Raw genomic sequence first — 23,977 nt, forward strand, 5'->3', positions numbered from 1 at the left:
GGGGACCGGGAACCGGGAAGCGAAATCGTTGGACAGGCATTCATCCCATGATTCTATGATGCTGTCCATGACAGACGACTCCCTCGCGACCCTCGGCCCCGGTGCCGGAGCCCCGGACACCCCGCCGGAGCGGCACCCGGCCGGACGGCCCGGGCCCGCCGCGACGCCGGAGCCGGCCCGCGCTCCGGCCGCCCGGCGAGGGCTGCCGTTCCTCATGGTCGCCGGCCTGGTCCTGGCCGCCCTCAACCTCCGCCCCGCCATCACCAGCCTCGGCCCGCTCATGGAAGAGGTCCGGTCCGGCCTGGGCATGAGCGCCACCGTGGCCGGGCTGCTCACCTCCGTACCGGCCCTGTGCTTCGCGGTCTTCGGCACCGCCGCCCCGCGGCTGGCCCGGCGCTGGGGCCCCGGCGCGGTCGTCTGCGCCGGTATGGCCGCCATCGCCGCGGGCGTCGCCGTACGGCCCTACACCGGCAGCACCGCCGGCTTCCTCGCCGCCACCGCGCTGGCCCTCGCGGGCATCGCGGTCAGCAACGTCCTGCTGCCGGTGGTCATCAAGACCTGGTTCCCGGACCGCGTCGGGCCGCTCACCGGCCTGTACTCGATGGCCCTCGCCCTGGGCACCTCGCTGGCCGCGGCACTGACCGTTCCCATCACGTCCGCGCTCGGCGGCAGCTGGCAGTCCGGCCTCGTGGTGTGGGCGCTGCTCGCCGTCCTCGCCGTCCTGCCCTGGCTGACGGCCGTCCGCGGCCGCGCGGGAGAGCGCGGGCCCGCCGCCCGGCAGCCCGCCGCACCGGCCGCGGCGCTGCGGGTCAGCACGTCGCCGACCGCCTGGGCGCTGGCCGTCTTCTTCGGCCTCCAGGCCACCGCCGCGTACATCACCATGGGCTGGATGCCGCAGATCTTCCGCGACGCCGGGGTCCCGGCGGGCACCGCGGGCGTCCTGCTCGCCGTCACCATGGCGATGGGCGTACCGCTGTCCTTCGTACTGCCCCGGGTGGCCGCCCGGATGCGCAACCAGGGGCCGCTGGCCGTCGGGCTCGGCATCTGCGGCCTGGCCGGCTACGCCGGACTGTGGCTGGCCCCGGCCTCCGGAGCCTGGGCCTGGGCGCTGCTCCTGGGCATCTCCAACTGCTCCTTCCCGCTGGCCCTGACGATGATCGGGATGCGCTCGCGCAGCGCCGAGGGCGTCGTACGGCTGTCCGCCTTCGCCCAGAGCGTCGGCTACCTGATCTCCATCCCCGGACCGCTCCTGGTGGCCACGCTCTACCAGCACAGCGGCGGCTGGGGCCTGCCCATCGCGCTGATGGCCGGGCTGATGGTGCCCCAGATGGCGGTCGGGATGCTTGCGGGCCGGGACCGCCGGATGGAGGACGAGGCCGAGGTGCGACACTGAAGCCATGCCAGTGCTCGAACCGAATCCGCCGGGCGGACAGAAGAAGCTGCTCATCGTCCTGGGGGCGATGCTCGCCGTGACCGCCGTCATCGCCGTCATCGCGAGCCTCGCCTCACCCTGACGTGCCTCGACGCGCCTGACGCGCCGTGCGGGGGTGGGGACAGCCCCACCGTCCCCTAGGGGGCCAGGCTCAGGGGCAAGTGGGTGGCGTACCGGATGGGAACGGCCCCCGCGGCACCATAGGTTCGAGGCACACCGTGCCGCTGCGGTGGACGCGGCCGCACCACGCGGCCGCGTCGTCCCCGCCGATGCCCCCCGGAGGCCACCGATGTCCGCCGTCTCCAGCAGGCCGTCCGTCCCCCGCAGCCCGGGCGCGCGCACGGGCCTGCCGTGGTGGGCCGTGGCCCTCGCCGTCGTCTCCTTCGTCGCGCTGCTCGTCGTCATGACGGCGCCGTCCACGGCGCACGCGGTGAGCGCGTCCCAGGGCCTGGCACCCGTACTCGAATTCCTCGCCCGCCTCGTCGGCATCGGGGTCTGAGCCCGGTGACGGCGGCGCGCCGGAGGAGCGTTCACCCTGCGGAGGGAGCGCCTCAACACCTCGCGCCCCGCGCTGCGTTTCGTGCGAAGCTGGACACATGAGCGCCGAAACACCTCGCCGGATTGTCCTTCTTCGCCATGCCAAGGCCGACTGGTCGCAGGAGAGCGACCACGAGCGCCCCCTCGCGGAGCGAGGCCGTAAGGACGCCCCGGTCGCCGGTCACTGGCTGGCCGGAGCCGGGATCACCCCCGACCTGACCCTGTGCTCGACCGCCGCGCGGACGCGCGAGACCTGGAAGCTCGTCGTGGGCGAGCTGCCGCAGCGCCCGAAGACCGTCTACGAGGAGCGGCTGTACGAAGCCTCCCTCGGCGAACTGATCGCCGTGCTGAACGAGACCTCCGAAGACGTGCACGACCTGATGCTGGTCGGCCACAACCCCGGCATGCACGGGCTCGCCGACGCGCTGGCGGGCGAGGCCGAGGGCGACCTGCTGGCCCGGATGAACCGCAGCGGCTTCCCGACGTCCTCGATCGCCGTGCTGACCTTCACCGGCTCCTGGAAGGCGGTCGAGCACGGCGTCGGCCGCCTGGACGCCTTCTGGGCGCCGCACGCCTGACCCGGTGACCCGGCAGCACCGAACGGACGAGGGCTCCGGCGCTGTGTGCGCCGGAGCCCTCGTCCGTGTCCGGGGCAGGGAGCGGGAGGCGGGCTCTCAGCCGTCGGGTGGGTCCGGAGGAAGAGACGGCCCTCGGTCCGTCGGGTGGGTCCGGAGGAAGAGACGGCTCTCAGCCGTCGGGTGGGTCCGGAGGGAGAGTGCAGCCCTCAGTCGTCGTGCGTGTCGGCGGCCTCGACCTCTTCGCGGGTGATGCCCAGCAGGTACAACACGGTGTCCAGGAACGGCACATTCACCGCCGTGTGCGCGGCCTGGCGCACCAGCGGCTTGGCGTTGAAGGCGACACCCAGGCCCGCGGCGTTCAGCATGTCCAGGTCGTTGGCGCCGTCGCCGATCGCGACGGTCTGCGCGAGCGGCACACCGGCCTCGTGCGCGAAGCGGCGCAGCAGCCGCGCCTTGCCCGCCCGGTCCACGATCTCGCCCGTCACCTTGCCGGTGAGCCTGCCGTCCACTATCTCCAGTGTGTTGGCGGACGCGAAGTCCAGCCCCAGCTCCTCCTGGAGCGCGTCGGTGACCTGGGTGAACCCACCGGACACGACGCCGACTTGGTAACCCAGGTGCTTCAGGGTGCGCACCAGCGTCCGCGCGCCGGGAGTCAGCCGTACCTCCTTGCGCACCAGCTCCACCACCCCCGCGTCCAGCCCCTCCAGGAGCGCGACGCGGGCGTGCAGCGACTCCTCGAAGTCCAGCTCGCCGCGCATCGCCGCCGCGGTCACCTCGGCGACCTCCCGCTCGCAGCCCGCGTGCGCCGCGAACAGCTCGATGACCTCGTCCTGGATGAGGGTGGAGTCGACGTCCATGACGACCAGCCGCTGCGCCCGGCGCTGCAGCCCGGAGGCGACCACCGCGACGTCCACGCCGAGCGCGGCCGCCTCGGTGGCCAGCGCGGTGCGCAGCGGCTCGGTCGGGGTGCCGGAGACGGCGAACTCCACGGCGGTCACGGGGTACTTGGCGAGCCGGAAGATACGGTCGATGTTGCCGCCGGTGCCGGTGATCGCGGCGGCGATGGCGGCGGTGGACTCCGCGGTGAGCGGGTGGCCGAGGACGGTGACGTGCGAGCGGCCGGTGCCGCGCGGCCGGTTGTCGCCGATGCCGGAGATGATCTCGGCCTGGAGGTTCAGCGACTCGGCCCAGCTGTGCACGGTGGCGCGCAGGTCGCCCTCGGTGACGCCGGACGAGCCGTCGGCCGGGACGGGGGAGGTGACCAGGACGCACAGCACGATGCGGCCCCGGGTGACCACCTGCTCGATGTCGACGACGTCGACGGAGTAGGCGGCGAGAGTGTCGAAGAGCCCGGCGGTGATGCCGGGCCGGTCCTTGCCGAAGATCTTGACGAGAAGGGTCGGTACGTCGTCGCCCGGTACGGCGGTGGCAGGCGGGATCTGCGATGCGCTCATGGTGCTCTTACGGTAACCGGCCCGCGCCGGCTGCCGTACAGGTGTCCGTGGTACGGACGGCACCCCGCCCCGACGCCCCGCCCCGACGCCCCGCCCCGGCACCGTGTCCCGACACCTTGCCCCGACGCCCTGCTCAGCGCCCTTCTCCCGGCCGCCCGGGCGGTGGCGGCCCCTCGGGCGGCTCCTCCGCCGGGTCCTCGCGCCGCTGCCGCGGCCTGCCGTGCGGCTTCGGCGGCACCGGGGGACGTGGGGGAGGCGGCGGCCGGTGCCCGCCGTCCACCGTGGGATGGGACTCGGGCGGCTGCGCAGGGGCCTCCGGCGGCCTGCTCCCGGGGCGCCGGGCCGTCGGTGCCGCGTGCCCGGCGGGCGGCGGGCCCCAGTCCCGGGTGTGCGGGGGCTGCTCCGGCGGTGGCGGCCAGGTCTGGGTCTCCGGCAGGGGCCCCGGCGGTGGCGTCGGCCAGCTCTGCCTGCGCGGCGGCCCGCCGGAGGACGGCTCGGGGGAGGCCCCGGGCGGCTCCGCATCCTGAGGCGGGCGCAGGTACGGGTTGGTGTCGGCGTGCGGCGGCCGGTAGGCGGGGGAGGGGGTGTACGGGCCGGGCCGGTAAGCGGCGTCGGGGTAGTCCTGGGCGCCGGGACGCCCGTATCCCCGCGTACGAGCGTCCTGCCTACGGGGGTCCTGCTCCCGTAAGCCCTGGGTACGGGACTCCCGCGTACGGGTCCCATGCCCCCCGTCGTCCTGCCGCCCGCCCTCCGCCAACCGCTCCACGCCACCGGGCAGCCGTACCGCCCGCCGCCCGGCAGCCCCGGTGGCGCACGCCAGCAGCCCGCCCAGCAGGCCCGCCGCCGCTCCCCACACCGCCCCCAGCGCGAACGCCGCAGGCACGCTCCCGCGCAGCTCCAGACCCGCGCCGAAGGCGTCGAACCCGAAGACGGACAGGCTCGCGTTGGCCGAGACCCCGGTCAGGTGGACCCACAGCGGCAGCGTCAGCGCCGTCAGCCCGCCCAGGCCGGCCGCGCACCGCAGGGCGAACGGCAGCGTCCGGGTGCCCTCCCGTGGCGTACGGACCGCCGTGAGCACGCCCGCGAGCAGCATCAACAGCGCGGCGGCCACCGGCAGCAGCCACACCCGGCCGTCCAGCTCGGCCAGCCGTCCGACGGTCAGCCGGATGTCGTTCCGCCCGTCGAGCAGCCGGTCCACGGGGTCGGGCAGGAACCGGGTGAGCACGCCGGACGCGCTGCCGTGCCAGGGGACGGACAGACCGAGCGGGATGCCCAGCCAGACGCCGTTCGGGGCGGCGAGCAGCGCCGCGCCCAGCACCCGCCGCGGATGGTCGTCGCCGACGGCCGCGTACCCGGCTGCCGCCAGACCGGCGGCCACCGCGACCAGGGCCACCGTGACCAGCGCCGACGCCGCGGGCCGCACGTATCGGTGGGCCGCCTCCAGCGCACGGGGCAGCGGTGCCCGCCGGGCCGCCAGCACCGTGATGAGCAGGACCCCCAGGACCCACACCGCGCCACCGGCGAGCGAGGCACCGGTGTCCACCGCGAAGCCGACGGACGCCTCGGCGCCGATCAGGTCGGCGATCTGTCCGGGCAGCCCGCCGCCGTCGCCGATCCCGAGGTCGCCCAGGCCGTCGCGCAGCCGGTCCAGCAGTCCGCCGTCGCCGCCTCCCGATCCGCCGCCTCCCGAGCCGCCCCCTCCGCCGCCGATCAGCCCGCCCAGCCCGGCCAGCGTCTTGCCGTCGATCGTCACGGTGTCGTGTCCGGCCCAGGCCAGGAAGGCCAGCAGCGCGACGAACAGTCCCGCCGACGCCCCGGCCCTGGCGGCCAGTTCGCCCCACCCGAGCGTCGCGCCGGCCCGGCGCAGCGAGCGGGCGAACACCCACCCCAGCACCAGGGCGCCCACCAGCCCCACGCCCAACGGAGCGAGGTCGACGGCGGACCGGGCGGCCTGCCCCTCCAGCCCGAAGGCGCTCACATCGCCCGACGGTGTCACCGAGCCGCCCACGGCCAGTACCACCGCCGCGGCCGTCAGCGGTCCGAGCGACGCCGCCGAGTCGGCGCCGAGCAGATGCAGCCCCAGCGCGGCCACCCCCGCCATCGCCAGGAACGCCCAGCTGACCGCGGCGACGGCGGACAGCACCACGTCGCCCCAACGGATTCCCGCGGTCCTCGCGGCGGTCATCGGCAGCCCCCGATCCCAGACGGCTCGCCCCGAACGCGCGCGATGCCATGATCCGTACGCATCCATGGGCATCCGTGGGCGCTTACCACTCTCCGTGGGCCTTTCGCCGCCGTCAACGCAGGCGGCTGATGACCTTGCGCGACCGGTTTTTTGGCTCCGGGCACCGCGCCTGAAATAGTTCCTCACGATGTTCGCCATCCCTAGACTTCCCATACAGGGCGTCACTCGGGGGACTATGTAATGGGGCATGGAGTGCCTGAACTCGTACTCGAATTGAACGGACGGACCTGGACGCTCGACCCGTCCCGGTCCTACAGCCTGGGCAGAGATCCGCAGGGCGACATGGTCCTGGACGACGCCAGGGTCTCCTGGCGGCACGCCACCGTGCGCTGGAGCGGGCGCAGTTGGGTCATCGAAGACCAGGGCAGCACCAACGGCACGTACGTCCAGGGACAGCGGATCCACCAGCTGGAGATCGGCCCCGGCTCCGCGGTGCATCTCGGCAACGCCACGGACGGCCCGCGGCTGACCCTGTCCGGCAGTGCCGCGCCGGCCGGTGTGCACGGCGCGCCGAGTGCGATGGCTCCGCCGCAGGCCGCCAGGCCCGCGCCCCAGCAGCAGGGCGCGCCGGGCTGGGCCGCGCCGCCGCAGGCCCAGCAGCCGCCGGTCCATCAGGCACCCGCCCACCAGGCACCCGCCCATCAGGCACCCGCCCACCAGGCACCTGGCCACCAGGCACCGGCTCATCAGGCCCCGGCCCGTCAGGCACCCCACCAGTCCCCGGCCCACCAGGTGCCGCAGCAGGGCTGGAACCAGCCGCCGCAGGCCTCGTACGTCCAGCAGCCCCCGCACGGCGGACCCGCCGTGGCCCAGCAGCCCCCCGCGTCCCAGCAGCCTTTCGGGGACCGGCCCGGCGCCGCCGCCCCGCCGGTCTACGGCGACCGCAGCCCGACCACGTTCCACCGCCTCGACCTCGGCCGCGTCATGCGCATCGGCCGCGCGCTGGAGAACGAGCTGGTCGTCTCCGACCTCCAGGTCTCCCGGCACCACGCCGAGTTCCGGGCCACGCCCGACGGCCGCTTCGAGATCCACGACCTCGGCAGCCACAACGGTACGTACATCAACGGCCAGCCGGTCCCCAAGTCCGGCAAGGCGCCGGTCGGCCCGAACGACATCATCGGTGTCGGCCACTCCACGTTCCGGCTGGTCGGCGACCGGCTGGAGGAGTTCGTCGACACCGGCGAGGTGTCCTTCTCCGCCCGCCACCTGACCGTCACCGTCGACGGCGGCAAGCAGATCCTCAAGGACGTCTCCTTCGGCGTCCCGGAGAAGTCGCTGGTCGCGGTGATCGGCCCGTCCGGTTCCGGCAAGTCCACCCTGCTCAAGGCGCTGACCGGCTACCGGCCCGCCGACCAGGGCGACGTCCTGTACGACAACCGCAACCTCTACAAGCAGTTCGCCGAGCTGCGCCAGCGCATCGGCCTGGTCCCGCAGGACGACATCCTCCACAAGGAACTGACCGTCCAGAAGGCCCTCAAGTACGCGGCCAAGCTGCGCTTCCCCGGCGACACCGCCGAGGCCGAGCGCACGGCCCGGATCGACGAGGTGCTGCGCGAGCTCAAGCTCGACATCCACAAGGACAAGAAGGTCACCTCCCTCTCCGGCGGCCAGCGCAAGCGCGTCTCGGTCGCCCTGGAGCTGCTGACCAAGCCGTCCCTGATATTCCTGGACGAGCCGACCTCCGGCCTCGACCCGGGCATGGACCGCGACGTCATGCAGCTGCTGCGCGGCCTGGCCGACGACGGCCGTACGGTCCTGGTGGTCACCCACTCCGTCGCCGAGCTGGCCCTGTGCGACAAGCTGCTGGTGATGGCGCCGGGCGGCGGCGTGGCCTACTTCGGCCCGCCCGAGGAGGCGCTGAACTTCTTCCAGTACGACTCCTGGGCGGACGTCTTCTCCGCCTTCGAGAACTACCGCGACTACGACTGGATGGGCCGCTGGCGCGGCTCCCCGCACTACCAGATGTACGCCGCGGACATCGACGCCGTGGCCCCGCAGTCGGTGTCGGTCCAGGCGCCCCCGGCCCGGATGCAGAAGTCGCAGAGCTGGGGCTCGCAGCTGTGGACCCTGATGCGGCGCTACGTCTCCGTGCTCGCCTCCGACCGCGGCTTCCTCGGCCTGATGCTGATCCTGCCGGCGGTGCTCGGCGTGGTCTCCATCCTCATCCCCAGCCAGCACGGCCTCGGCTACGGCCCCAAGGGCCCCAACCGCGACGCCAGCACGATCATGCTGATCCTGGCGGTCGGCATGTGCTTCTCGGGCGCCGCCAACTCGGTCCGCGAGCTGATCAAGGAGCGGGTCATCTACGAGCGCGAACGGGCCACCGGCCTGTCGCGTTCCGCGTACCTGATGTCCAAGGTGATCGTGCTCGGCGTGGTCACCGCCTTCCAGGGCGTGATCATCGCGGCGATCGGCTTCACCCCGCGCAAGATGCCCACCGAGGGCGTGCTGTTCAAGAGCCTGCCGGCCGTCGAGATGGGGATCGCCGTCATCGCGCTCGGCTTCACCTCGATGATGTTCGGCCTGATCATCTCGGCGCTGGTCAAGACCGCCGAGAAGACCATGCCGCTGCTGGTCATGTTCGCCATCGTGCAGGTGGTCTTCACCGGCGTGCTCTTCCAGCTGTTCGACACGGTCGGCGTCGCCCAGGTGGCGTGGCTGATGCCGTCGCGCTGGGCGGTGGCCGCGATGGGCGCGACCGCCGACATGAACACGCTGCTGCCGTGGGAGGCGGGCAACCCCGACCCGCTGTGGAAGCACGAGGCGAGCGTCTACGCGATGGACCTGGTCATCCTGCTCGCGCTCGGCGTGGCCCTCGCCTTCGTGGTGGCCCGGCTGCTGCGCCGCCACGAGCCGGAGGTCATGCGCAAGTAGCAGCGCACGGCACGACGAACGCCGCGGGGCGGCACCCACAGTGGGTGCCGCCCCGCGGCGTGTGCGCGTCCGGCTCAGTACGCGGAGTTCACGTTGTCCATCGAGCCGTAGGTCGCGGCGGCGTACTTGCACGCGGCGGTGATGTTGGCGACCGGGTCGAAGATGTCCCAGGACGTGCCGTCGACGTGGTACGCCTGGAAGGTCGGGTCGATGACCTGGAGCAGGCCCTTGGACGGGGTGCCCTGCTGCGCGTTGGAGTCGTAGCCGTTGACGGCCTGCGGGTTGCCGGTCGACTCGCGCATGATGTTGCGGTAGATGCCGTCGTAGGAGCCGGGGATGCCCTGCTTCTGCATGATGTCCAGCGACTCGCGGATCCAGCCGTCCAGGTCGTTGCCGTACGTCTTGGCCGGCTCCGGGGCCGGGGCGGCACGGTCGGCGGACCGGCTCGCGGCCTCCTGGTCCTTGCGCTCCTGGTCGGCCTTGGCCTTGGCGTCGGCCTCTTCCTTGGCCTTGGCCGCCTTCTCGTCGTCCTCGGCCTTCTTCTTGGCCTCGGCGGCGTCCTTCTCGGCCTGCTGCGCGGAGGCGTCCGCCTGCTTGCCGATGGTGTCCTGCTGGGTCTTGGCCGCGGTGTCGACCGCGCTGAAGGCGACCGGCTTGACGTTCTGGACGGCTGCCTGGTCGTGGCCCTGCTTGGCGTCGGCCGAGCCCGGTACGACGGCGAAGACCAGGGCGGCGGCACCTGCCGCGGCGACGCCGGCGGCCGAGAGCTTGTGCGTCCGGTTCAGGCGGGCGTAGCCGGGAATGGCGTGCTTGGGCATGGGGGGACTGACCTCTATCCGACGGGGGTGCGCCGCTGTGGCCGGGAAAGGCGGTGAACGCCGAGTTCTGTCCACGGCGCCGAGCGACGGGAGTCATTGTTAGCGGCCGAAAATTCGACGAGCAAAGAGCCGATTTACGATGCCGCTTAGTGGAACCCGGGGCGCGGATATCGCGTCACGGCCGGGTTCTCCCGGTCTCCTTGCCGGGTCCACCCCAGGTACAGCCCGCATCATCCAAAAGTCGTACGCATGCCGGAAAGCCACTAATGTCGTTCGTAAGTGACCTGGGTCCTATGTGCGGCGTCACACCGGGCACAAGGTTTAGTTGCCCGGTGTGATTGCATTCGCACAGTGCGTCAGTGAATTAGATCTCCACCAGCACCTGGTCCAGAGTCTTTCGGACCAGATCCGGTACGCGACAGTCCTCGGCCGGATACCCGACCGGAATCACGGCGAACGCCTTCTCGTTCGCCGGCCGCCCCAGCACCTCCTGGAGGAAGCGCATCGGGCTCGGGGTGTGCACCAGCGCCGACAGGCCCGACAGGTGCAGCGCGGACAGCAGCATCCCGACCGCGATGCCCACCGACTCGTCCACGTAGTAGTGCTTGTGCTTGCTGCCGTCCGGGCCCAGCCAGTACCGCTGCTGGAAGACGACGACCAGGTGCGGCGCGTCGGTCAGATGCGGTTTGATCTCGTCGGTGCCCAGCGGCCGCAGCGCCGCCAGCCACTCCTCGCCCAGCCGCCCCGCGTAGGAGACACGTTCCTCCTCCTCCGCGGCCTCCCGGATGCGCCGCCGCACCTCCGGGTCCTTGACCAGGACGAACGTCCAGGGCTGCTGGTGCGCCCCGGAGGGCGCGGTGGCCGCGCAGGCGATGGCGTCCTTCACCGCCTGCTCCGGCACCGGATCGGCGGAGAACTGCCGGACGGTCCGCCGCCGGTCCATCCGCTCCCGCAGCTCGGCGGCGCGGGCCAGCGATTCGCCGGCCGGCATCCGCTCCGGGTGGTACGGCACCGACCGGTAGGGATCGCCGTGGGTCGGTGTCCAGTTCCTCGTTGGTGTCGACATGCTCCGAGTCTGGAGCTCAGGACGGCAGGACGAGGTGGAGATCCCCGAACTCGTGCCACAGGTACCGCTGCCGTACGGCCTCCGCGTACGCCCGGCACAGCGCGTCGCCGAAGGCCGCGCCGCCCGCGGCCGCCCGCCCCACCGCCTCCAGCATCAGCAGGTGCGACGCCTCCGGCTCGTGCAGCCCGGTCAGCAGCCCGTCCACCGCCCGCACCCCGCGCTCCGGGGTGACGACCAGATCCGTCCACCCGGAGGCCGCCCGGATCCGCCCGGCCGCGTCGGCGGCGGACTCCAGGGCCCGCACGGCCGTCGTCCCCACCGCCAGCGTGCGGCCGCCACCCGCCCGCCCCGCGTTGATCTGCCACGCCGTGGACGGCGGCACCGCGAAGCGCTCCGGGTACGGCGGTTCGTACGCCTCCGCCGACGCCACCCCCGTGTGCAGCGTCACCGGCGCGATCTGCACGCCCCTGCTCACCAGCCGCGCCACCAGGGACGCGGTGAACGGCCGCGCCGCACTCGGCATCTCCGCGCTGCCTCCGCCGTCCGGCGAGCCCACCGCGAACACCGTCTGATACGCGGCCAGTGGCTGGTCCCGGTCCGTGTAGCCGTACCGGACCGGCCGCCCGTACCGGCGCATCACGTCCAGGGCCGGCGCCCCCGACACCCGCGCCCACCACAGCCGTACGCTCCCGGGGTCCACCGGCGCCCGCAGCGTCAGCCGCGCGCCGCCCGGCAGCCGCACCACCGCGCCCGCCGGGCCGCCCGCCCGCTGCCGGGTACTGCCGCAGCCGTCCGGCGTCCGCAGCTCCACCGCCCAGTCCCCGGCCGCCACCCCCGGCCGCGGATACCGCCGGTCCGCCCGCGTCGAGAAGTGCACCACCACCGGCTCGCCGCGGCCCCGCCCGTCCCCGATCCGGCCGTCCAGCGCCGCCGGCAGGGTCCGCGAGGTGTTCACCACCAGCACGTCCCCGGCCGACAGCAGCTCCGGCAGCTCCCGGAACGCGTGGTGTGCCGGCTCCGCCGTACCCCGGCTGACCAGGAGACGTACCGCGTCCCGCCCCAGGCCGGGCGCGCGCTGCTCGGCCGGCTCCCGCGCCGACAGCTCCGCCGGCACCCGCAGCACCTCGGCGGTCACCGGTCACCGTCCAGCAGGCCCGGCGCCGCGTACCGCCCACTGGCCGCCCCGGCGTCCAGCAGCCGCAGCAGCGCCGGTACGACCGTCTCGGGCAGCGGGCGCCCGGTGCCGTCGTCGTCCGGCACGGCCGCCGCGTACAGCTCCGTCCGCATGTCGCCCGGGTCCACCCACCACACCCGCAGCCCCGGTTCCTCGACCGCCAGCACCGCCGAGAGCTGGTCGAGCGCCGCCTTCGCCGCGCCGTAGCCGCCCCAGGTCGCGTACGCCTCGGCCGCCGCGTCGGAGCTGATGTTGAGCACGGCGCCACCGGGGGCGGGGCCTTTGTGGGCTTCTGTCCCTGTATGAGGAGAAGGGTGCTTGCCGTCCCCTATATAAGGAGAAGCGACGGGCTCCCCGAAGAGCTCCGAGGCCCGCAACAACGGCAGCGCCTCCTGTACGAGCCCCAGCGGCGCCACCGCATTGACCTCCAGCGCCGCCCGCAGCCCGTCCAGCGGCTGCGCCTCCAGCCGCACCAGCGGCTCGGCGCCCAGCACGCTCGCGTTGTTCACCAGCAGATCCAGCCCGCCCAGCCCCCGCGCCGCGGCCACCAGCTCCGCCCGGTGCCCGGCGTCCGCCACGTCCCCGGGCAGCGCCACCACCCGCGCACCCGCCCGGCGCAGCCCCCGCGCCGCCTCCTTCAGCGGCCCGGCCGACCGGGCGTCCACCACCAGGTCCCAGCCGCGCCCGGCCAGCGCCGCGCCCAGCGCACGCCCCAGCCCCTTCGATGCCCCCGTGATGACCGCCACCGGCATGGCCCGAACCGCCTCTCGCCTCGACGGGCGCCGTCGTCGCCCCGATCCGCGTCCTCCCTGCTCACGCTAGGAACCGGGCGGCCCGGGCCGCCTCGGGCAGCGGGCGGGACACCTGAGGGCACTTCGCCCTAGTCCGGTGGGCCCAGGCGAAGGCCGCCGGTGGTCCGATACGGCTGTCAGTGCCCGCCGGTACCGTGAAGCCATGACCAACGGACCGGGGGACGGACACGGGCCGGGTGACGGGCCGGGCGCCGGGATCCCCGCTGTGAGCAGCGCGATCCTCGCCATGAGCCGGCACCTGGAGGTGCGCGACGTGCTCAAGACGATCGTCGCCTCCGCCCGCGAGCTGCTCGACGCCGAGTACGCCGCCCTCGGCGTGCCCGACGACCACGGCGGCTTCGCCCAGTTCGTGGTCGACGGCGTCAGCGAGGAGCAGTGGAAGGCCATCGGCCCGCTGCCGCGCCAGCACGGCATCCTCGCCGCGATGCTGCACAACGCCACCCCCGAGCGGCTCGCCGACGTCCGCACCGACCCCCGCTTCGGCGGCTGGCCCGCCGCCCACCCGGACATGTCCGACTTCATCGGCCTGCCGGTCGCCGACGGCGACGAGATCCTCGGCGCGCTCTTCCTCGCCAACAAGAAGTGCCCCAAGCCCGCGGGCGGCTGCGGCTTCACCGCCGAGGACGAACGGCTGCTCGGCATACTCGCCCAGCACGCCGCCATCGCCCTGACCAACGCCCGCCTGTACGAGCGCAGCCGCGAGCTGACCATCGCGGGGGAGCGCGCCCGGCTCGCCCACGAACTCCACGACGCCGTCGCCCAGAAGCTCTTCTCGCTCCGGCTGACCGCCCAGGCCGCCACCGCCCTGGTGGACCGCGACCCGGCGCGCGCCAAGGGCGAGTTGCAGCAGGTCGCCGCCCTCGCCGCGGAAGCCGCCGACGAACTGCGCGCCGCCGTCGTCGAATTGCGGCCCGCCGCCCTGGACGAGGACGGCCTCGTCGCCACCCTGCGCTCCCAGACCCAGGTCCTGGACCGCGCCCACCACGCACACGTCACCTTCGAGGCCCAGGGCATACGCGCCCTGCCCGCCTCCCAAGAGGAAGCACTGCTGCGGGTCGCCCAGGAAGCCCTGCACAACGCCCTGCGGCATTCCGGCGCCGACCGCGTCGAAGTCACCCTCGTACGGCACGGCCAAGGCGCCCTGCTGCGCGTCGCCGACGACGGCCGTGGCTTCGACACCGGCGCGGTCCGCCGCGCCGGCCGTCACCTGGGGCTGGTGTCGATGCGCGACCGGGCGAGCGGCGTCGGCGGCCGGCTCACCGTGGAATCGGAGCCCGGCAAGGGCACTGCTGTGGAGATGGAGGTGCCTGGTGGCTGACACCGGAGCTATTCGGGTGCTGTTGGTCGACGACCACCAGGTCGTCCGCCGCGGACTGCGCACGTTCCTGGAGGTCCAGGACGACATCGAGGTGGTGGGGGAGGCGTCCGACGGCGCCGAGGGCATCGCCGCCGCCGAGCAACTGCGCCCGGACGTCGTCCTGATGGACGTCAAGATGCCGGGCATGGACGGCATCGAAGCCCTCCGCAAGCTGCGCGAACTGGACAACCCGGCCCGCGTGCTGGTCGTCACCAGCTTCACCGAGCAGCGCACCGTCGTCCCGGCCCTCCGCGCGGGCGCCGCGGGCTACGTCTACAAGGACGTCGATCCGGACGCACTGGCCGGCGCCATCCGTTCCGTGCACGCCGGACACGTCCTCCTCCAGCCCGAGGTGGCCGGCGCGCTGCTCTCCCAGGAGGACGGCAACCACGGGCAGGGGCGCGGTACGTCGCTGACCGAGCGGGAGCGCGAGGTCCTCGCCCTGATAGCGGACGGACGCTCCAACCGCGAGATCGCCCGCGCGCTGGTGCTGTCCGAGAAGACCGTCAAGACCCACGTCTCCAACATCCTGATGAAGCTCGACCTGGCCGACCGCACCCAGGCCGCCCTCTGGGCGGTCCGGCACGGCATCGGCGCCTGAGGGGCGGCGGCCGGGGCCGCACCGGCACCGGCCGGCCGGTGCCGGTGCGGCCCCGGCCCGACTATCAGGGCGTGCGCCGGTCCGCCGTCATCCCATCCGAGATTCATACCGTCGGGTGGACGTCACCCGTGTGGCGCAACCCGTCAGGCGTCCGGCCGTTCTCCATGGCGTGCCGCGGAAGTCGACCGCGGCCGTTGTGAGGAGAGGTCAGAGAAGTGAAGAACATCAAGAGGGCCGTGGCCGTCACGATCGCGACCGGCGGACTCGCCGTCGCCGGTGCCGGTATCGCCTCCGCCCAGGGTGTCGCGCAGGGCCACGCCGTGAACTCGCCCGGCGTCGTCTCCGGCAACCTGCTCCAGGTCCCGGTGCACGTCCCGGTCAACGTCACCGGCAACAGCATCTCGGTCGTCGGCGTCCTGAACCCGGCCTTCGGGAACCGCAGCCACAACTCCTGACCGCCTCCGCGCGACGGGCCGGCCCGGCCACCCACCCCCGACGGGCCGGCCCCGCCGAGCACCCGATGACCACCACCCCACGGCCCCGCGCCGACACGTGAGGAACACTTCCATGAACACCGCCAAGAAGGCCGCCCTCGTCCTCGCCACCGCCGGACTGGCCGCCGGTGCCGCCGCCGGGTCCGCCGCCGCGACCGGTCACGCGCACGCCAACGGCGCGGTCACCAAGTCCCCCGGTGTCCTCTCGGGCAACCTCGTACAGGTCCCCGTGAGCGTGCCGGTCAACGTCACCGGCAACACCGTCAGCGTCGTCGGCATTCTCAACCCGGCCCACGGCAACGCCTCCGCGAACCGCTGATCCACGGCACACCCCGCCGCGCACCCCGGACCGCGTGACCACCCGCGTCCACCCGGAGGCCCCGCCCGACCGCACCCCGGCCGGCGGGGCTTTCCCGTACGGAAGCGGCCCGGCCCGGCACCGCTCACCCCCGGCCCCGCCCGCCGCCGCTCACCCCCGGCCCCGCTCCGCCTCCTCCACGTACGCGTTGTACGCCGCCACCTGCGCCCGCCGGGCCGTGCGCTCCACCGGACGCAGCGCCTCGGCCCGCGCCGCCATCTCGGACGCGCTCACCGCACCGCCGTGCTCCCGCCCGTCCCCGCCGGCGCTCCGCGCGATGCCGATGAGCGCGCCGACCCGCTGCGCCAGCTCCAGCACCCGCACCGCCCGCGGCGGATAGCCGGGCGCCAGCACCTGCCGTCCGGCCTCGGCCCGCGCGCGGTACGCCTCCAGCGCCGCCTGCGCGACCGGCCCGGAGCCCGCCACGTCCAGCCGGGAGAGCACCTCGGTCGCCTCCCGCAGCGCCTCCGCCAGCTCCCGCTCCGCCTCGCCGAGCGAGGGCACGTCCGCCGGGGGCGCGTCCCGTACGGGCAGGCAGTGCCAGACCACCTCGACATGCACGTCCTCGCGCGGCACCCCGGCGCCCTCCGGGCCGGACTCCCACACCTCCGGGACGAGCCCGAGCCCCGCCCCGGACGCCAGCACCGCCTCCTCGGCCTCCAGCGCCCGCGCGTTGAACTCCGGGGGACCGCTCAGCCCCAGCGGATGACCCGGCACCGGCAGCGCCACCCGCAGGCCGGTCGCCCCCAGCGCCCGCAGCCGCCCCAGGGCGAGCGTCAGCCCGACAGGGCCCGGCTCCCCGGGCAGGTCCAGCACGCGGTGCACCGCGTCGTCGTCCGCGATCCGCTGCGCGGCTTCATCAGGTGAGACAAGCCCGGCCAACAGGGCATTTCCCCACGCGGCCAGCCGTCCCGAACGAGGTTCATCGAGCATGTCCCCAGCCTAAGGACAGGCACTGACATCGAGTGGCGTAGGTTTGCAGGGGGGATGCGCCCACAGGCGCACGAGACCGACCGATATGCAATGGGAGACAACGCGCTCATGAGCGATGTGCTGGAGCTGGTGGACGTATCCGTGGTCCGCGAAGGACGGGCTCTGGTGGACCAGGTCTCCTGGTCGGTCAAGGAGGGCGAGCGCTGGGTGATCCTCGGCCCCAACGGCGCTGGCAAGACCACCCTGCTCAACGTCGCCTCCAGCTATGTCTTCCCGAGCACCGGCACCGCCTCGATCCTCGGCGAGACCCTCGGCAAGGTCGACGTCTTCGACCTGCGCCCGCGCATCGGCGTGGCCGGCATCGCCCTCGCCGACAAGCTGCCGCGCAGCCAGACCGTCCTGCAGACCGTGCTCACCGCCGCCTACGGCATGACCGCCGGCTGGCGCGAGCAGTACGAGGACATCGACGAGCAGCGCGCCCGCGCCTTCCTCGACCGGCTCGGCATGAACGAGTACCTCGACCGGAAGTTCGGCACCCTCTCCGAGGGCGAGCGCAAGCGCACCCTCATCGCCCGCGCGATGATGACCGACCCCGAGCTGCTCCTCCTGGACGAGCCCGCGGCCGGCCTCGACCTCGGCGGCCGCGAGGACCTCGTACGCCGCCTCGGCCGGCTCGCCCGCGACCCGTACGCCCCCTCCATGATCATGGTCACCCACCACGTCGAGGAGATCCCGCCGGGCTTCACCCACGTCCTGATGATCCGCCAGGGCAAGGTGCTGTCCGCCGGACCGCTCGACCTGGAGCTGACCTCCAGCAACCTCTCGCACTGCTTCGGCCTGCCCCTGGTCGTCGAGCGCAACGGCGACCGCTGGACCGCCCAGGGCCTGCCGCTCTCCTGAAGGGCCCGCCGACGCCCCGCTCTTCCTGACCGGACGGCCCCTGTCCCGGGCCGTCCGGCGGATCTACCATGAAGGCGTGGATCCATGGGTGTGGTGGCTCATCGCCGCCGTAGGACTGGGCATTCCGCTCGTCGTGACCGCGATGCCCGAGTTCGGCATGCTCGCGGTCGGTGCCGTCGCCGGCGCCGTCACCGCGGGGCTCGGCGGAGGCACGGTCATGCAGTTCGTCGTCTTCGCCGCCGTCTCGGTCGCGCTCATCGCGGTGGTACGCCCCATCGCCAACCGCCACCGGAACCAACGCCCGCAACTGGCCTCGGGGATCGACGCCCTCAAGGGCCGCTCCGCCACGGTCCTGGAGCGGGTCGACGCCTCCGGCGGCCGGGTCAAGCTCGGCGGCGAGGTCTGGTCCGCCCGCGCGCTGGACGGGGACCAGGTCTACGAACCGGGCCAGAAGGTGGACGTGGTGGAGATCGAAGGCGCCACCGCGGTCGTCATGTGAGCGTTCAAGCCAGTCGTCGTACGAGCGCACGGATGAGGCGAAGCGCCTGCGTGACGGCCGGTCGCTCTGAAAGACTCGATCAAGACCAGGCCGGCACCGGCCGCCGCAGTCAGCAACCGAGGGGTACCGGGGAGCCGCAGTGCAACCGATCATCATCGTCCTGATCATCCTGGTGGTGCTCGTATTCATCGCACTCATCAAAACGATCCAGGTCATCCCGCAGGCCAGCGCCGCCATCGTCGAGCGGTTCGGCCGCTACACCCGCACCCTGAACGCGGGCCTGAACATCGTCGTCCCGTTCATCGACTCCATCCGCAACCGCATCGACCTGCGCGAACAGGTCGTCCCCTTCCCGCCGCAGCCGGTGATCACCCAGGACAACCTGGTCGTGAACATCGACACCGTCATCTACTACCAGGTGACCGACGCGCGCGCCGCGACGTACGAGGTCGCCAGCTACATCCAGGCGATCGAGCAGCTCACCGTCACGACCCTGCGCAACATCATCGGCGGCATGGACCTGGAACGGACCCTGACCTCCCGCGAGGAGATCAACGCGGCGCTGCGCGGCGTCCTGGACGAGGCCACCGGCAAGTGGGGCATCCGCGTCAACCGCGTCGAGCTCAAGGCCATCGAGCCGCCGACCTCCATCCAGGACTCGATGGAGAAGCAGATGCGCGCCGACCGTGACAAGCGCGCCGCGATCCTCCAGGCCGAAGGTGTCCGGCAGTCCCAGATCCTCACCGCCGAAGGCGAGAAGCAGTCCTCGATCCTGCGCGCCGAAGGTGAGGCCAAGGCCGCCGCGCTGCGCGCCGAGGGCGAGGCCCAGGCGATCCGGGTGGTCTTCGAGTCCATCCACGCCGGCGACCCGGACCAGAAGCTGCTGTCCTACCAGTACCTCCAGATGCTGCCGAAGATCGCCGAGGGCGACGCCAACAAGCTCTGGATCGTGCCCAGCGAGATCGGCGACGCCCTCAAGGGCCTCGGCGGCGCCATCAACAGCTTCAACCCCGCGGGCGGCGGCGCCCCGGCCGGCGGCCCCGGCATGACCAAGTCCGCCCCCCACCGCGAACAGCCGACCATCGACTGACCCGGTTCCTCCCGGCACGGTCCGGTTCCTGTGACCCGATTCCTCCCGGCGCCGCCCGGTTCCTCCCAGGGCCCGCCCCCGGCAGCACGCCCGTAGTGCTGTCCCCGGGGGCGGGCCCTGGTGCATGATCAGGCCGGACCGTGCCGATCATGTACGAGGGAGCCCGTATGACCGTCTGGGAAGCGCTCGCCGTCCTCGGCGCGGGCGGCGCGGCCGGCGCGATCAACGTCGTCGTCGGCTCCGGAACCCTGATCACCTTTCCGGTCCTGCTGGCCATCGGTCTGCCGCCGGTCACCGCCAACGTCTCCAACACCCTCGGCCTGGTGCCCGGTTCGCTCAGCGGCGCCTTCGGCTACCGCCGCGAACTGGCCGGCCAGGGACGCCGCATACGGCGCTTCGGCGCCGCGGCCCTGGCCGGCGGGCTGATCGGCGCGGCCCTCCTCCTGGTGCTGCCCTCCGACGCCTTCGACGCGATCGTGCCCGCCCTGATCGCCGTGGCACTCGTCCTCGTCGTCCTCCAGCCCCGGCTCGCCGCCGCCCTGCGCGCCCGCCGCGAACGCAACGGCACCACCGTCCGTGCGGACGGTGGTGCCCTGCTGCTGACCGGCCTCTTCTTCGCGAGCATGTACGGCGGCTACTTCGGCGCCGCCCAGGGAGTCATCTACCTCTCCCTGATGGGCCTGCTGCTCAGCGAAGACCTGCAACGCCTCAACGCCGTCAAGAACGTGCTGGCCCTGTTCGTCAACGGTGTCGCCGCGCTCTTCTTCCTCTTCGCCGCGCAGATCGACTGGCTCGCCGTCGTCCTCATCGCCGCCGGCTCGGCCCTCGGCGGCCTGGTCGGCGCCAAAATCGGCCGGCGGCTGCCACCCGCCGTACTGCGCGGCGTGATCGTCGCCGTCGGCATCGCCGCGATCACCCAGCTGCTGCTGAGGTGACCCGTCCGGACGCTACGCCGGCAGCCCCAGCCACTCCGGAAGCTCCTCCCGTACGGCACCGGCCAGCGCCGCCACCAGCGCGTCCGCGGGCGTCGGCTCGAACGGCCGGGTCAGCAGCCGCATCCCCGCCTGCTCCGGCGTCCGGTCCGCCTTACGGTGATTGTCCTCGACGCAGGACGCGACCGTGTTCAGCCAGCTGTCCCCGCCGCCGCGCGACCGCGGCACGATGTGGTCCACGGTCGTCGCCCGCCGCCCGCAGTACGCGCACCGGTGCTGGTCCCGCACCAGCACACCCCGCCGCGACCACGCCGCCTGTCTTCGGAACGGCACCCGTACGTACCGGCTCAGCCGGATCACCCGCGGCACCGGCATCTCCACCGCCGCGGCCCGGATCCGCAGTCCCGGATGCGCCTGCTCGACCACGGCCTTGTCCTGCATGACCAGCACCACCGCGCGCCGCAGCGACACCGTCGCCAGCGGCTCGAAGCTCGCGTTGAGCACCAGTGTCTCGCGCATCCCGTCCACCTCCCGGTCCCCGTTCGCCGCTCGGCGAAGTGGCTCCACTGTGCAGCTCCAGTGATCCCCTGGACAACGCAATTTCCGCACGCCACAAGGGAGATGGGAGATGACGGGGAGGTGAAGGTACGGGTGCGCGCAAGGGGGGCGGAAGGGAGCACGCCACGGCGCACAGCGGGCGGCACGCCCCGGGGCCCCACCCCCGTGCGTTCGCCGGGACCCCGGAGCGTATGGCAGCCGACGCGGCCGTCCGACACGAGAGCGGACTCCGGCAGACGGCCGGCGACACACCTGCGCCCCGCCGTCCCCGCCGCTGCGGTACCGGCTGCCCGACGGCCGTCCTGCGCGCCGTTTGCCAGCCATGCACCACTGTGCGAGCGGAAGCGCCGGGGCGCAACGGAATTAGGGCCGGTTTCCGCCTCCGGGCGGACACCGGCCCTCTGCTCAGCCGCCGGCCGGCACCTCGTACTCGCCGATCAGCTGCGCCCGCCCGATCGTGTGGAACCGCAGGTTGAAGCCGACCACGGCCGGCGTGGCGTCCGCGTCCGGCCCCAGCTTCTCCTGGTCCACCGCGTACACGGTGAAGACGTAGCGGTGCGGCCCGTCACCGGGCGGCGGTGCCGCACCCGTGAAGTCCGACGACCCCGCGTCGTTGCGCACGTGGACGGCCCCCTCCGGCAGCCCCTTCATGGCACCGCTGCCGGCCCCCGCGGGCAGCTCGGTGACCGAAGCGGGGATGTCGAAGACCGTCCAGTGCCAGAAACCGCTGCCGGTCGGCGCGTCCGGGTCGAAGCAGGTGACCGCGTAGCTGCGGGTCCCCTCCGGCGCGCCCTCCCACCGCAGGTGCGGCGAGGTGTTGCCCTCCGCCTGCACCTGCGCCGACGGGAGCCTGCCGCCGTCGGTCACCTCGTCGCTCACCACGGTGAACCCGGCCACCGGCGGATGGAAATCGTGCGGGAGCGGCCGGCGCTTGAGCTCGGACACCTGGGCACCTCCTGAGTCGCGAATGGACACCTGTCCGGCCAGGTTAGATCCTGCGCCGCGACCCCCGACGCCCGGCCGGGGGTGCGACACGCGGCCCCGGCCGGGCCTACGGCACGAGCCCGTCAGAGCCAGTTGCGCTTGCCGCCGACCTCGGCCAGCCACTGATTGAGGTACGCCGCCCAGTCGGTCGCCTGATAACCGTCCAGCGGCACCACGAACGAGCGGTACGCGTCGCTGCCCTCGCTGAACAGCCCCGGCTTCTTGTCCATCTCCAGCACCACGTCCATCTCCCGGTCGTCCGCCACGAAGGACAGCTCGACCTGGTTCAGACCGCGGTACTGCTGCGGCGCGTGGAACTCGATCTCCTGGTAGAAGGGCAGCCGCTGCCGGGTGCCGCGGATGTGCCCCTGCTCCAGGTCCGCGCTCTTGAACCGGAACCCGAGCCGGCCGAACGCGTCCAGCAGGGCCTGCTGCGCGGGCAGCGGGTGCACGTTGACCGGATCGAGGTCGCCGGAGTCCACCGCACGGGCGATCGCCAGCTCCGTCGTCACCCCTACGTGCATCCCGTGCAGCTGCTGCCCGAGGAACGTCGTCACCGGCGTCTCCCACGGGATCTCCAGCCCGAACGGCACCGTGTGCACCGCACCGGCCTGCACCTCGAAGGCCCCGCCGAGCTGGAGCTTGGTGAACTCGACGTCCCGCTTGTACTCCTGCTCGCCGCCCTCGACCTCCACCCGCGCCTGGAGGCCCACCGACAGCTTCTCGATCTGCTGGGCGACCGAACCGCCCTCGATCCGCACCTCGCCCTGCACGACACCGCCCGGCACGACGTTCTCCTCGAAGAGCACCGTCTCCACCGACGCGCCTCCGGCCCCCAAGCTGGCCAGCAGCTTCTTGAACCCCATGCTCGTTCCTCCCCAGGCAGACGCCTGTACCTCGTGTGATGCGCCGTGATCGCGGCCGCCGGTCGTCAGCTACCCACGCCGGACGGCGCGGACCGGTTCCGTGGGCGACACCCTCCCAACGGAACGCCCCGGTGGCCAGTCGCCCACCCGGTGCTTCGCGTCGCTCTCCGTTACCCTTGATCCGCATGATCGTCGCACCGGACCGCCGACCGCTCACGCGGGACTTCTTCGACCGTCCCGTCCTGGACGTCGCGCCTGAGCTGCTCGGCCGCACTCTCGTACGCCGCACGCCGCAGGGGCCGATCGAACTGCGCATCACGGAGGTAGAGGCCTACAACGGCTCCTCGGACCCGGGCTCCCATGCCTACCGGGGACGCACCGCGCGCAACGCCTCGATGTTCGGACCTCCCGGTCACGCGTACGTGTATTTCATCTACGGCATGTGGTTCAGCCTCAACCTGGTCTGCAACAAGGAGGACACCGCCAGCGGTGTGCTGCTGCGGGCCGGCGAAGTGCTCACCGGAACGCAGCAGGCGGCCGAGCGCCGCCCGAAGGCACGCAACGCCCGCGAACTGGCCAAGGGCCCGGCCCGGCTCGCCACCGCCCTCGACATCGACCGCTCCCTGGACGGTACGGACATCTGCTCCACCGACCCGGACCAGCCGCTCACCGTCCTGCACGGGCACCCGGCGGATGCCGCGGAGGTGCTCAACGGACCGCGTACGGGCATCAGCGGCGAGGGCGCCGCGCACCCGTGGCGCTTCTGGATCGACGGCGATCCCACCGTCAGCCCGTACCGCGCCCACGTGCCGCGCAAGCGCCGGAGCAGGGCTGCTTGACTCTGCGCTCCGGACCGCCTAACGTGGCCCGAGCCGCTTGACACGGGCAGCGCTGTCTGCGCGGGCCGCCGAGCGACGCAAACCCACTACCTACGAACGATCACCCCTGGCGGGGTCTTGTTTCGCTTGCCGAAATTCGAACCCGCCACGGCACGATTATGTGCCGCACGGGAATTCGCCTAAAGTAGTGATCACGCCGAAAGGCGTAACACGCCCCGCCGACGGGGCATCGGAAACGAATTCGGTCCGGCAACGGACCGGGAACCGGGTCTGATAACGTCGGAAGGGCCGGAAAGCGAAAGCCGGACGGTCGCCCCGCTCCAACAGGGGCCGGAAACGGAAAGCGGAAACGCCGAACGGATCTGGTAAGGTTGGAACCGCGAAGAAGCCGAAAGGCCGAAACGCACCGGCGAAAATCAGGACCGCGAGGATCTGATAGAGTCGGAAACGCAAGACCGAAGGGAAGCGCCCGGAGAGCCTGGTGAAACAGGCACAAAGGAAGCGTCCGTTCCTTGAGAACTCAACAGCGTGCCAAAAGTCAACGCCAGATATGTTGATACCCCGTCCACCGGCAGC

Annotated in this window: 24 protein-coding genes; 14 read left to right on the forward strand and 10 right to left on the reverse strand. The window is 72.8% G+C overall.

Annotated elements, in window-relative coordinates; translation table 11 throughout:
* Window positions 1–67 precede the first annotated feature (67 nt).
* From JXZ78_RS31955 to JXZ78_RS31965, 4 genes are all read left to right on the forward strand, one after another.
* A complete protein-coding gene (locus JXZ78_RS31955; RefSeq protein ID WP_033038354.1) occupies window positions 68–1,393 on the forward strand; it encodes a CynX/NimT family MFS transporter in 1,326 nt (441 codons plus the stop codon).
* Window positions 1,394–1,397: 4 nt separating this feature from the next.
* Entirely contained in the window at window positions 1,398–1,514 is a 117-nt protein-coding gene (locus JXZ78_RS40465; protein WP_275126387.1) for an SGM_5486 family transporter-associated protein, read from the forward strand.
* Window positions 1,515–1,721: 207 nt separating this feature from the next.
* Window positions 1,722–1,931 (forward strand): hypothetical protein, encoded by a 210-nt coding sequence (locus JXZ78_RS31960; protein WP_030021381.1) that lies wholly within the window; start codon window positions 1,722–1,724, stop codon window positions 1,929–1,931.
* A gap of 97 nt (window positions 1,932–2,028) precedes the next feature.
* Window positions 2,029–2,547 (forward strand): SixA phosphatase family protein, encoded by a 519-nt coding sequence (locus JXZ78_RS31965; RefSeq protein WP_030021382.1) that lies wholly within the window; start codon window positions 2,029–2,031, stop codon window positions 2,545–2,547.
* A gap of 206 nt (window positions 2,548–2,753) precedes the next feature.
* On the opposite strand, the gene serB is transcribed toward JXZ78_RS31965, so the two are convergent.
* Together serB and JXZ78_RS31975 are read right to left on the reverse strand one after the other, a co-directional pair.
* Complete coding sequence (gene serB / locus JXZ78_RS31970) at window positions 2,754–4,001, reverse strand: phosphoserine phosphatase SerB (RefSeq protein ID WP_030021383.1); 1,248 nt, start codon at window positions 3,999–4,001, stop codon at window positions 2,754–2,756.
* Window positions 4,002–4,134: 133 nt separating this feature from the next.
* On the reverse strand, window positions 4,135–6,186 hold the full coding sequence (locus tag JXZ78_RS31975) for a streptophobe family protein (RefSeq protein WP_030021384.1): 2,052 nt from the start codon (window positions 6,184–6,186) through the stop codon (window positions 4,135–4,137).
* 240 nt (window positions 6,187–6,426) lie between these two features.
* Here JXZ78_RS31975 and JXZ78_RS31980 point away from each other — a divergent pair, with 240 nt between their 5' ends.
* Complete coding sequence (locus JXZ78_RS31980; RefSeq protein WP_030021385.1) at window positions 6,427–9,120, forward strand: FHA domain-containing protein; 2,694 nt, start codon at window positions 6,427–6,429, stop codon at window positions 9,118–9,120.
* Window positions 9,121–9,194: 74 nt separating this feature from the next.
* On the opposite strand, the gene JXZ78_RS31985 is transcribed toward JXZ78_RS31980, so the two are convergent.
* From JXZ78_RS31985 to JXZ78_RS32000, 4 genes are all read right to left on the reverse strand, one after another.
* On the reverse strand, window positions 9,195–9,938 hold the full coding sequence (locus JXZ78_RS31985) for a transglycosylase SLT domain-containing protein (RefSeq protein WP_030021386.1): 744 nt from the start codon (window positions 9,936–9,938) through the stop codon (window positions 9,195–9,197).
* 364 nt (window positions 9,939–10,302) lie between these two features.
* Entirely contained in the window at window positions 10,303–11,004 is a 702-nt protein-coding gene (locus JXZ78_RS31990) for a nitroreductase family protein (RefSeq protein WP_208870171.1), read from the reverse strand.
* A 16-nt stretch (window positions 11,005–11,020) separates the two neighbouring features.
* Window positions 11,021–12,139, reverse strand: a complete 1,119-nt coding sequence (locus JXZ78_RS31995) for an S-adenosylmethionine:tRNA ribosyltransferase-isomerase (RefSeq protein ID WP_030021388.1) — start codon at window positions 12,137–12,139, stop codon at window positions 11,021–11,023.
* On the reverse strand, window positions 12,136–12,930 hold the full coding sequence (locus tag JXZ78_RS32000) for an SDR family NAD(P)-dependent oxidoreductase (protein ID WP_030021389.1): 795 nt from the start codon (window positions 12,928–12,930) through the stop codon (window positions 12,136–12,138). The genes JXZ78_RS31995 and JXZ78_RS32000 overlap by 4 nt, the downstream gene beginning before the upstream one ends.
* Window positions 12,931–13,132: 202 nt before the next feature.
* Between JXZ78_RS32000 and JXZ78_RS32005 the strand changes: the two genes are divergently transcribed.
* The 4 genes from JXZ78_RS32005 to JXZ78_RS32020 all read left to right on the forward strand — a co-directional run bounded on the left by JXZ78_RS32005 (window position 13,133) and on the right by JXZ78_RS32020 (window position 15,761).
* Complete coding sequence (locus JXZ78_RS32005) at window positions 13,133–14,308, forward strand: GAF domain-containing sensor histidine kinase (RefSeq protein ID WP_050502642.1); 1,176 nt, start codon at window positions 13,133–13,135, stop codon at window positions 14,306–14,308.
* Entirely contained in the window at window positions 14,301–14,948 is a 648-nt protein-coding gene (locus JXZ78_RS32010) for a response regulator (protein ID WP_030021391.1), read from the forward strand. The genes JXZ78_RS32005 and JXZ78_RS32010 overlap by 8 nt, the downstream gene beginning before the upstream one ends.
* Before the next feature lie 215 nt (window positions 14,949–15,163).
* Window positions 15,164–15,403 carry a chaplin gene (locus JXZ78_RS32015; protein ID WP_030021392.1) on the forward strand — a complete coding sequence of 80 codons (240 nt, stop codon included), beginning with the start codon at window positions 15,164–15,166 and terminating at the stop codon, window positions 15,401–15,403.
* Between the two features lie 112 nt (window positions 15,404–15,515).
* Window positions 15,516–15,761 (forward strand): chaplin, encoded by a 246-nt coding sequence (locus JXZ78_RS32020; RefSeq protein WP_030021393.1) that lies wholly within the window; start codon window positions 15,516–15,518, stop codon window positions 15,759–15,761.
* A 150-nt stretch (window positions 15,762–15,911) separates the two neighbouring features.
* Here JXZ78_RS32020 and JXZ78_RS32025 read toward each other — a convergent pair whose 3' ends face one another.
* Complete coding sequence (locus JXZ78_RS32025; protein ID WP_050502643.1) at window positions 15,912–16,733, reverse strand: Rv1486c family protein; 822 nt, start codon at window positions 16,731–16,733, stop codon at window positions 15,912–15,914.
* Window positions 16,734–16,841: 108 nt separating this feature from the next.
* Between JXZ78_RS32025 and JXZ78_RS32030 the strand changes: the two genes are divergently transcribed.
* The 4 genes from JXZ78_RS32030 to JXZ78_RS32045 all read left to right on the forward strand — a co-directional run bounded on the left by JXZ78_RS32030 (window position 16,842) and on the right by JXZ78_RS32045 (window position 20,157).
* Window positions 16,842–17,633 (forward strand): ABC transporter ATP-binding protein, encoded by a 792-nt coding sequence (locus JXZ78_RS32030; RefSeq protein ID WP_030021395.1) that lies wholly within the window; start codon window positions 16,842–16,844, stop codon window positions 17,631–17,633.
* A gap of 88 nt (window positions 17,634–17,721) precedes the next feature.
* Window positions 17,722–18,132, forward strand: a complete 411-nt coding sequence (locus JXZ78_RS32035) for an NfeD family protein (protein ID WP_030021396.1) — start codon at window positions 17,722–17,724, stop codon at window positions 18,130–18,132.
* Between the two features lie 139 nt (window positions 18,133–18,271).
* A complete protein-coding gene (locus tag JXZ78_RS32040) occupies window positions 18,272–19,222 on the forward strand; it encodes an SPFH domain-containing protein (RefSeq protein WP_030021397.1) in 951 nt (316 codons plus the stop codon).
* Between the two features lie 167 nt (window positions 19,223–19,389).
* Complete coding sequence (locus JXZ78_RS32045) at window positions 19,390–20,157, forward strand: sulfite exporter TauE/SafE family protein (protein ID WP_238783506.1); 768 nt, start codon at window positions 19,390–19,392, stop codon at window positions 20,155–20,157.
* A 12-nt stretch (window positions 20,158–20,169) separates the two neighbouring features.
* Here the strand turns inward: JXZ78_RS32045 and JXZ78_RS32050 are convergent, their stop codons facing one another.
* The 3 genes from JXZ78_RS32050 to JXZ78_RS32060 form a co-directional block, all read right to left on the reverse strand.
* The gene (locus tag JXZ78_RS32050; protein WP_238783507.1) at window positions 20,170–20,673 is read right to left on the reverse strand and encodes an HNH endonuclease; all 504 of its coding nucleotides are present in this window, start codon (window positions 20,671–20,673) and stop codon (window positions 20,170–20,172) included.
* Between the two features lie 444 nt (window positions 20,674–21,117).
* Window positions 21,118–21,657, reverse strand: coding sequence for a YbhB/YbcL family Raf kinase inhibitor-like protein (locus JXZ78_RS32055; protein ID WP_030021400.1), 540 nt, complete (start codon window positions 21,655–21,657; stop codon window positions 21,118–21,120).
* Window positions 21,658–21,779: 122 nt separating this feature from the next.
* On the reverse strand, window positions 21,780–22,562 hold the full coding sequence (locus tag JXZ78_RS32060) for a sporulation protein (protein WP_030021401.1): 783 nt from the start codon (window positions 22,560–22,562) through the stop codon (window positions 21,780–21,782).
* A gap of 185 nt (window positions 22,563–22,747) precedes the next feature.
* Between JXZ78_RS32060 and JXZ78_RS32065 the strand changes: the two genes are divergently transcribed.
* Window positions 22,748–23,401, forward strand: a complete 654-nt coding sequence (locus tag JXZ78_RS32065) for a DNA-3-methyladenine glycosylase (protein ID WP_030021402.1) — start codon at window positions 22,748–22,750, stop codon at window positions 23,399–23,401.
* Window positions 23,402–23,977: the final 576 nt, after the last annotated feature.

Origin of the sequence: Streptomyces monomycini (assembly GCF_022271435.1) — a bacterium.
Lineage (GTDB): Bacteria > Actinomycetota > Actinomycetes > Streptomycetales > Streptomycetaceae > Streptomyces > Streptomyces monomycini.